An 8,194-nucleotide genomic window follows, 5' to 3' on the forward strand; every position below is an offset into this window, starting at 1 on the left:
CCGCCGCGGTGGTTCAGCCGGTGAGGAGGGTGTCGCGCCATCCGGGGTCGGTGGTGAGGACGGTGAGGCGCTGCGTGGCGCGGGAGACGGCGACGTAGAGGACGCGCAGGCCGCGCGGGGACTGCGCGGCGATGGTCTCGGGCGCCACGATCACCGCGGCGTCGAACTCCAGCCCCTTGGCCTCCAGGACGTCGAGGACCTGGACGCGTTCGGGGAGGTCGGCGGCGAGGCGCTCGCGGTCGGCGGCCGTCCAGGCGGGGACGCCGGACGGCTCGGGCTCGCCGAACAGGGCCGGCTGGCCGTCCTGCCCCGCGTCGGGGTTCGCCTCCTCCGGGGGGAGCGGGACGATCAGGCCGATCGTGCCGTCCACCTGGCCGAGCAGTTCCTCGGCCGCCTCCCACGCGGCGGTGATGCCTCCTAGGTCGGGAAGCAGGTCGGGGAGCACGCGGACGACCGGGTCGATGCCGGACGTGCGGACGGCGCGGGCGGGGCGGGCCTCGGGCAGCGCCACCGCGAGCACCCGCGCGGACACCGCGGCGATCTCGGTGGAGTTGCGGTAGTTCGTGGTCAGCTCGTACTCGTGCCGCGCCCGGACGGGGGCGGGCTTGCGGGGCCGGCGGCGGCCCCGGGACGAGCCGCGGGAGGCGGACCGGCCGCCGCCGAGCGCCGTCTCCATGGCCGCGCGGGCGGCGTCCAGGTCCTCCCAGGCGCTCTGGGCCGGGTCCTCCACGATGGTCCAGCTCGCCTGGCGGCCCCGCCGGCCGAGCATGCGCCACTGCATGGGGGAGAGGTCCTGCGCCTCGTCCACGACGATGTGCGCGTACTCGGGGCGCTCCTCCACCACGCCGTCGTCCACGCGCCGGGACCGTTCGAGCCGCTCGATGGACGTGGTGAGCTCCTGCATCTCGGGCTCCCAGGTGTCGTCCGCCACGTCCTCGCCCGTGAGGATGTTGACGCCGTCCACGACGAACGGGTCGTCGGCGGCGGCGCGGCGGCGGGACGGGCGGGGCGGGGAGCCGAGCAGCGCGTCGAGCTCGTCCAGGAGCGCGACGTCCTGGTAGCTGAGCGGCGCGTCCCCGGCCCAGGAGCGGGCGAGCGGCTCGACGGCGGCGCCGTCGATGTCGCGTCCGGCGGCGCGGCGCAGCCGGTCCGGGTCGCCGAGCGAGCGCAGCACGTCCAGCGGGCGGCGGATCGGCCACCAGGCGACGAGGAAGTCGGTGAACGCGCGCTGCTCGCGGACCCGCGCGACGAACTGGTCGCGCTCGGGGTCGGCGCTGCCGCCGCTGCCGCCGCGCGCGGGCTCCTCATCGAGCTCGGCGAGGCCGTCGGCGGCGAGGATGGCGTTCCACAGGCCCTCCTCGGCGCCCGCCGCCTCCGCGGCCGCGTCGGGGCCGCCGACCTCGTTGAAGCGCTCCCAGAGGGCGTCCAGGAGCGCCTCGGCGGCCCGGCCGCGCGCCGCGTTGACGCTGCCGCGGCTGCGCCGGTGGACATCGCTCCTGATCCGGTCGAGGCGGGCCCGGTCGAGCGCGACGACGACGCCCTTGAACACCACGCGCAGCTCGCCCGGGGCGCCGGGCGCGTGGTCGGTGACGGCGCGCCGCAGCACCGCCGCCATCGCGTCCGCGCCCTTGACCCGCGCGAGCCGCGGCGGGTCGTGCACGGTCGCGGTCGCGCCGTCGACGAGGTCGCCGAGCGAGCGCAGCGTCGCCGAGCCCTCGCCGAGGGACGGCAGCACCCGCTCGATGTAGGCGGTGAACCGGCGGTTCGGGCCGATGACCAGCACGCCCCGGGAGCCGAACCGGCGCCGGTGCCGGAACAGCAGGTACGCGACGCGGTGCAGCGCGACGGCGGTCTTGCCGGTGCCGGGGGCGCCGCGCACCAGGACGGTGCCGTCGGCCGGGGCGCGGATCACCTCGTCCTGCTCGCGCTGGATCGTCGCGACGATGTCGCGCATCTCGCCCTCGCGGGTACGGGCGAGGGAGGCGAGGAACGCGCCGTCGCCGATGATCGTCATCCCGTCGGCCGCGTCCGGGTCGAGCAGGTCGTCCTCCAGGTCGACGACCGCGTGCCCGCGCGAGTGCAGGACGCGGCGCCGCACGACGCCGCGCGGGTCCTCCGGGGTGGCGCGGTAGAAGTCCTCGGCGGCGGGCGCCCGCCAGTCGATCACCAGGGAGTCGTGCTCGCTGGTCCGCACGCCGACGCGGCCGATGTAGCGGATTTCGCGGGAGTCCTCGTCGGCGGCGGCGAGGTCGAGCCGGCCGAACACCAGCCCGTCGTCGGCGATGTCGAGGGCCTGGGCGCGCAGGGCGGCCTGGTGGACCATCGCGTCCCGGTCCACGAGTGAGCCCTTGGTGCCGGCGAGCGACTGGCGGTAGCCTTCGCGGATCATGGCCTGGGCCTCCGCGCGCATCTCCTCCAGCCGCGCGTAGGCGATGTCGACGTAGCGCTGCTCAGCGGCGATCTCGCGGTCTTTGACGGTGCCGCCGGAGCTGGTCGTACGCCCGGTGACCTGGGACGACATGCAGGCTGCTCCTCGCACGTGTACGGCGCCGGGGACGTCCCCCGGCACCCCCGAAGGGGCGAAGAGACAGCTTATTCGGTCGGTCGGACCTTCAGCGCGGCGCGACCGTCGCGGCAGGTGGACGGCGCGCCGCCCGGGAGAGGCGCTCGCGGAGGGTGCCGCCGGAGAGCTCGACGTGCGTCTCCCCGGCGGGCCGGGCGAGCGACCGGTCGATCGCGTCGAGCACCAGGCGCGCGGGCACCCCGGGAGGCGTGCGGCAGCAGCGGAACGTCACGCCCTGCCCGCCGTACTCGGCCCACAGCGCGTCGGTGTACGCGGCGACGGCCGCGGAGGCCGCGGCGGCGGAGGCCGCGCCCGGTTCCGGATGGTCCGGGCAGAGGATCAGCTCGCCGCGCCCGCGTTCCAGCATGCCGGGGAGGGTGGCCCGCACGACGTGGACGGTGCCGAGGACGTCGGTCCCCAGGACGCGCTCCACCTCGGCGAGGGGCTGCTCCAGGGCGGGCGCCGCCGGCGAGATCATGGCCGCGTGGACGACGCGCTGCACGGGCCCGGCCATCGCCACCACGTCCGCGATGGCCTCGGGGTCGGTGACGTCGCACGTCCGGACGTGCATGTTGGGGGAGCGCAGCGCCGTCCTCGCCAGGCCGTCTGCGTCGAGGTCCACCGCGACGACGTCCCAGGCGGCGGCCGCGAGCCGACGCGCGGCCAGCGCGCCGAGCCCGCGCCCGGCACCGGTCACCAGCGCCGTCCGCATCATGGGCGCACCTCCTCGGCTCCCTCGAAGACCATCCGGAGGTGGCCGACCGTGCTGCTGCTCAGCGCGCGCGCCCGGTCCAGGCCCAGGCCGCGGAGTTCCTCTGCCACGGGATGGTCGCCCAGGACGACCTTCGCCCCGCCCGGCCGCATCCGCACCTCGGACGGCGTGACGGTCCAGGGCGTGCGGCGGGTGACCCCGTCCATGCACGAGTACGCCTCGACCTTGGGCGCTCCGGAGCCCTCCGGCATCGGCGCTCCCGATCGGACCGCCACCTCGATCGCGGTCCGGCCGCCGAAGCGGACCGCGCACCGCTTGACCCGCCCGGCGAGGTCCATGGGGATGTCGGCGAGCTCCTTCGGGAAGCCCCAGATCGTCCGCCCGGCCTCCAGGGTGAACTCCTGGTTGACCGGCAGCCAGTGGATGAACGCGCCGACCCCCTTCATGCCGCTCAGCCGTCCCAGCGCCCCGGTCGGGGGTGCCGAGCCGGGCGGCCGGACGAGGAACGCCACGGCGAACTCGTGGTACGGCCCGAGGTCCCCGTCCGCGTACCGGACGAAGGCCAGCGAGCAGATGGCCCGTCCCGGCAGCGGCTCGGCCACGTCGAGCCCGGAGTAGGAGATGACGGCCCGGGCGGCGTCGGCGGGCACGGCGAACATCGCCGATGCCACCGCGGCGTCGCGGATCCGCACCGGGAGTTCGACCCGCTCGCCCTGGATCGCGTGGGCTTCTACGGCGCTTGTCACACCGTTAGTAGAACAGGTTCTCGTTTTGCTGCCAAGCACCGGGCCCCGGGGCCCGTGTCATCCCGTTCCGGCCCGGTCCTTCTCGACGGCCGCCCTGATGCGGTCCAGGGTGGCGCGCATCCCCGCGCGGTTGACGCCGGCGCGGCGGTCGGCGGGGACGCCGGTGAACACCCTGCCGAGCAGCGAGACGAACCGGGCGCCCCGGGTGTCGCGCCGCAGGTCCTCCCAGTACTCGGTGAGCCGCGTGCGGGGCGCGGACGGGTCGTCCGCGACGTCCTCGAAGCGGTACCCCCACAGCGCCACCGGGATCCCGAAGCTGGACACGCGGAACGCGAACGCCTCGCCGGGCTCCGCGGACGTCACCCGGCACGTGGTGAACCACACGCGCCATCCGACGCGGTTCCACCCGACGAACCTCGTCCCGGCCGTGACCGTCCGCCCGCGCACCCACGCGGCGAACACCTCCGGGCTCCACTCCGACATGCGGCGCGGATCGGCGACCGCCGCGTACACGTCCGCCGCGGGCGCCGCGACCGCCACGCTCTCCTCGACAACCCACTCCCGTTCCATGGGCGGGATCCTCCCACTTTGTGACCGTCTGGTCACGTCGGGGGTGCGCGGCCCCGGGGTTCGGTGGTTCTGTCGCGCGGGCGCCGCGCACAGGGCATGGTGGATGTCGTCTTTTACACGGGTACGCGAATGCACGGGTAGGCGGAGGGGAGGCGGCGGGGTCGTGGGCGGAGGCCGGCAGCGGCCGGGCGGCCGGCCGGAGTCCGTGGGCGGGGTCCGCGTGGCCCTCGGCGTGGTCTCCGGCGTCGTCGCCATCGCGCTGGCCGCCGTGCTGGTCGACCGGTTCGTCCTCGGCGCGGAGTGGTGGCAGGTGCGGCACACCGTGACCGCCGACCCCGTCGCGCCGCAGCGCGACGTCGGGCCGCCGCCCGGCCCGCTCACGGTGAGCTGGGAGCGGACGACCCGCATCCACCACGGGTCCGTCGCCGGGTACGACGGGGTCGCCTACGCGGTCGCGCAGGGGCAGCTGGTGACGGCGTCCGGGAGCGGGCTGGAGGTCCACGACGCGCGGACCGGCGCGGACCGCTGGAGCTACCGCCGCTCCGGCTGGACGCTGCTCGGCTGGGCGGCCACCCGGTCGCGGCTGCTCGGCTACTTCGAGCGGGACGGCGACCGCGGCGAGCGGCTGGTCATCGCGTTCGACGCGCTGTCGGGCGGCCTGCTGTGGCAGCGCGAGGGCCCGCGCCCCGCCGCGGTCTCCCGGAGCACGCTGCGCTGGCCCGCCGGGTCCGACGTGCTGCTCACCACCGACGACGAGCGCCGCACCCTGTTCGGGGTCTCCGCGGTGACCGGGAACCGGGTGTGGCGGCTGCCGCTGCCGCGCGGCTGCCGGCTGTTCGAGGGCAGCGCGCGGCCGTCCGACGGGCGGGAGGACCTCGCGGCGCTGGCCCTCGACTGCGCCGGGAAGGCGCGGCACAGCCGGCTGCTGGCGGTCGAGCCGGGCGCGGGCACCGTCGCCTGGGACCGGTCCCTCGGGTCCAAGGAGTCGCCCGAGGTGTCGATGCTGGACGGCGTGACGCTCGTCGCCGACGGGACGGCGCTGCGCGCGTTCGACGAGGACGGCGAGCAGTTCGGCGTATGGCGGGGCGACGGGGTCTGCGGCGACACCATGTGCCCGGCGGTGCTGCGGCCGGGGCGGCTCCTGGTCGTCTACCACCCGGACGGCGCCAAGCGCGGCGAGACCCGCATGGAGGCGGTGCGGGTGCCGTCCGGCAAGGTCGAGTGGAGCCGCGACGCCCCCGCGTACGCGGCGCTCGCGCAGGCGGGCGGGCACGTGTTCGCGCTCCGTCCGCGGCTGTCGGGGCGGCTGCTGCCCGCGGGCGTGGACATCGTCGACCCCGGCGGCGGCGACGCCACGAGCGCGCCCGCGCCGATCTCGGTGAACCTCGACCTGCCCGGTCCCCGCCCGTGGCTGGCGGCGGCGGGCGGGCTGCTGTACGCGGCCGTCCCGCAGGCGGCGCCGCGCCCGGACGGCGCCGCGCGGCTGGTCGCGCTCCGCGGCGGCCTCGCGGGCGGCGGCCCGGCCGAACTCGGCGGCGTGCCGGCGGCGGACTGGCCGGACGCCTGCGCCCTGCTGGCGAAACCGGACCTCGTCGCGGCCCGCGTGGACGGCCACACCGCCGAGCCCGCCCGCACGTCCACCGGGCCGGTGCGGCTGCCGCGCCCGGTGTCCTGCCGCTACGAGCCGCCCGAGAAGGACGGCGACGCCGACGAACCCGAAGGGGAGGCACCCGAAGGCGAGGGCGCGGAGCCGGCCTCCCCGGACCCGGCCGGGTCCGCGTCGGACGATCCCGAAGAGTCAGCGGGCCCCGGCGAGGACGGCGAGGAGGAGCAGGACGCCGGCGTGGAGCGGACCGTGGGCGGCTTCACCGTCAGCGTCCGCTGGGTCGGCCGGACCGAGCACGTCGCGTCGCAGATGCTGGACGCCCTCCAGGCCACCCAGGCGAAGGCCCGCAAGCGCCGCGACATCGGCGCGGACGAGGCGTACGAGATCGGGCCCGCCGCCGGCATGATCGCCCTGCGGGTCGGCCGGTACGTGGTGGTGGTCGAGGCCGACCGGCCGCCGGGCGTCGCCGCCCGCCTGGCCCGCTCCGTGGCGTACCGCCTGCACCACCCGTCCTGACCCCCGTGCGGGCGGTCGGAAGCGTCAGAACTCGGGGACGGGTTCCGCGGCGAGGACGTGCTCGCGGCTCGCCCACGCTTCGAGCTGGGCGACGAAGCGCTCGGCGTGGACCGGCCAGTGGAAGCGCTCGCGGGCGGCCCGGTGGCCCCGCTCGCCGAGCCCGTTGCGCAGCTCCGGGTCGTCGCGCAGCCGCAGCACGGCCTTGGCGGCGGCGCCCGGGTCGCCGAACGGGACGATCAGCCCGCACCCGGCGGACTCGACGATCTCCACGGCCGGCGGGTTCGGCGTGGTGACGACCGGGACGCCGCGGGCCATGTACTCCACGATCTTGGTCGGCATCGAGTGCCGGTAGTTGGGCTCGTCGTGCAGCAGCGCCAGCCCGGCCATCGCGCCCTCGGCGATGCGCAGCGCCCGGTCGTTGGGGACGAACCCGTACCAGCGCAGGATCCCCTCGCGCTGCGCGCCCCGGATCAGCTCCCTGACGTCGGCGTCGGCGGCGCCGATCAGCTCGACCAGGACGCCCTCGGCGGCCAGCGCGCGCGCCATGTGCACCATGTCGAGCGCCCCGCGCGCCCTGGACAGCTGCCCGACGTAGACGGCGCGGCGGCCGTCCGGCGGGCCGGGCGGCGTCTCGGCGACGTAGGTGGTGTTGGGCACGACGGGGTGCTCCCCGCGGAACCGCGCCCGGTAGCCCTCCTCGGCGAGCAGCAGGCGGTGCCGCCGCTCGCTGCGCCGCTCCAGGCGCCGCACGGCCGGGCGGAGCACCGGACGCGCCGGGGCGGGCAGCCAGCCCTTGGCGCCGAGGGCCGCGGCGGTGTCCTCGTGGACGTCCCACACGACGGTCCGGCGGCGCACCTCGCGGGGGAGGGACACCAGCAGCTCGGGGTCGTGGAGGAGGATCACGTCGGCGTAGGCGGCGTGCTCGGTGAGCGCGCGGTGGGCCGCGCGCAGCGCCCGGAGGCGGCGACGTCCGGTGGCGCGCGGCACGTCCACGGGGCTGATCTGCCGCCACGGGGTCGCATTGCATGCCCGGAACGGCGCGATGTACGTGACTTCATGGCCGGCGTCGAGGAGCGCGCGTATCTGCCGGTGCAGAATGCGCGCGTCCTCGGGGTGATGCACCACCGTGCAAACGCAGACCCGCATTTATCTCACTCCGTGCCGAAGCCCTCGATTGACTCCGAGTCTGGGCCGCCGATGGAAATTGCGGATGAATTCCGGTTGTCGGAGGCATGGACGGCGCCGGGCGATTGGTCCGCCGTGTGCTACTGGCGCGTCATGTACCCCGCCATGTCCCCTGCGGCGGCGCTTAAAGCAGTTCGACGCCGTCCAGGTGGGCGTCGCGCGTCCGGCCCCGGGTGTCGAAGAGCAGGCGCGCGTTGCGCGTCAGCGTCCCGGAGTCGTAGGCGGTGTGGTCGGCGAGGACGATCGCCAGATCGGCGGCCGCCAGCGCCGCGGCCAGGTCCGCGCCCGCGTTCGGG

At 76.3% G+C, this 8,194-nt stretch carries 6 protein-coding genes; 1 reads left to right on the forward strand and 5 read right to left on the reverse strand.

All coding sequences use genetic code 11. The features are described 5' to 3' along the window. Positions 1-13: 13 nt before the first annotated feature. The 4 genes from IEZ03_RS10320 to IEZ03_RS10335 all read right to left on the reverse strand — a co-directional run bounded on the left by IEZ03_RS10320 (position 14) and on the right by IEZ03_RS10335 (position 4,591). Positions 14-2,521 carry a HelD family protein gene (locus IEZ03_RS10320; RefSeq protein WP_184888792.1) on the reverse strand — a complete coding sequence of 836 codons (2,508 nt, stop codon included), beginning with the start codon at positions 2,519-2,521 and terminating at the stop codon, positions 14-16. Positions 2,522-2,612: 91 nt separating this feature from the next. Beyond that, the gene (locus tag IEZ03_RS10325; protein ID WP_184888790.1) at positions 2,613-3,278 is read right to left on the reverse strand and encodes an SDR family NAD(P)-dependent oxidoreductase; all 666 of its coding nucleotides are present in this window, start codon (positions 3,276-3,278) and stop codon (positions 2,613-2,615) included. Further along, positions 3,275-4,021: an acetoacetate decarboxylase family protein gene (locus IEZ03_RS10330; protein ID WP_229808188.1), complete on the reverse strand. Its 747-nt coding sequence runs from the start codon at positions 4,019-4,021 to the stop codon at positions 3,275-3,277. Before IEZ03_RS10330 ends, IEZ03_RS10325 begins: the two co-directional genes overlap by 4 nt. Positions 4,022-4,078: 57 nt before the next feature. Beyond that, positions 4,079-4,591, reverse strand: coding sequence for an SRPBCC family protein (locus IEZ03_RS10335; protein WP_184888788.1), 513 nt, complete (start codon positions 4,589-4,591; stop codon positions 4,079-4,081). A gap of 163 nt (positions 4,592-4,754) precedes the next feature. Between IEZ03_RS10335 and IEZ03_RS10340 the strand changes: the two genes are divergently transcribed. Next, positions 4,755-6,713: an outer membrane protein assembly factor BamB family protein gene (locus tag IEZ03_RS10340; RefSeq protein WP_184888786.1), complete on the forward strand. Its 1,959-nt coding sequence runs from the start codon at positions 4,755-4,757 to the stop codon at positions 6,711-6,713. 24 nt (positions 6,714-6,737) lie between these two features. On the opposite strand, the gene IEZ03_RS10345 is transcribed toward IEZ03_RS10340, so the two are convergent. Further along, complete coding sequence (locus IEZ03_RS10345; RefSeq protein WP_184888784.1) at positions 6,738-7,859, reverse strand: glycosyltransferase family 4 protein; 1,122 nt, start codon at positions 7,857-7,859, stop codon at positions 6,738-6,740. Between the last annotated feature and the right edge of the window lie 335 nt (positions 7,860-8,194).

It is taken from the genome of Actinomadura livida (genome assembly GCF_014648675.1).
In the GTDB taxonomy this organism is placed as follows: domain Bacteria; phylum Actinomycetota; class Actinomycetes; order Streptosporangiales; family Streptosporangiaceae; genus Spirillospora; species Spirillospora livida.

What these genes read in the sequence shown, in the direction of transcription:
- IEZ03_RS10320 (WP_184888792.1), bottom strand. Translation starts at nt 2,521, where the DNA reads ATGTCGTCCCAGGTCACCGGGCGTACGACCAGCTCCGGCGGCACCGTC.
- IEZ03_RS10325 (WP_184888790.1), bottom strand. Translation starts at nt 3,278, where the DNA reads ATGATGCGGACGGCGCTGGTGACCGGTGCCGGGCGCGGGCTCGGCGCG.
- IEZ03_RS10335 (WP_184888788.1), bottom strand. Translation starts at nt 4,591, where the DNA reads ATGGAACGGGAGTGGGTTGTCGAGGAGAGCGTGGCGGTCGCGGCGCCC.
- IEZ03_RS10345 (WP_184888784.1), bottom strand. Translation starts at nt 7,859, where the DNA reads ATGCGGGTCTGCGTTTGCACGGTGGTGCATCACCCCGAGGACGCGCGC.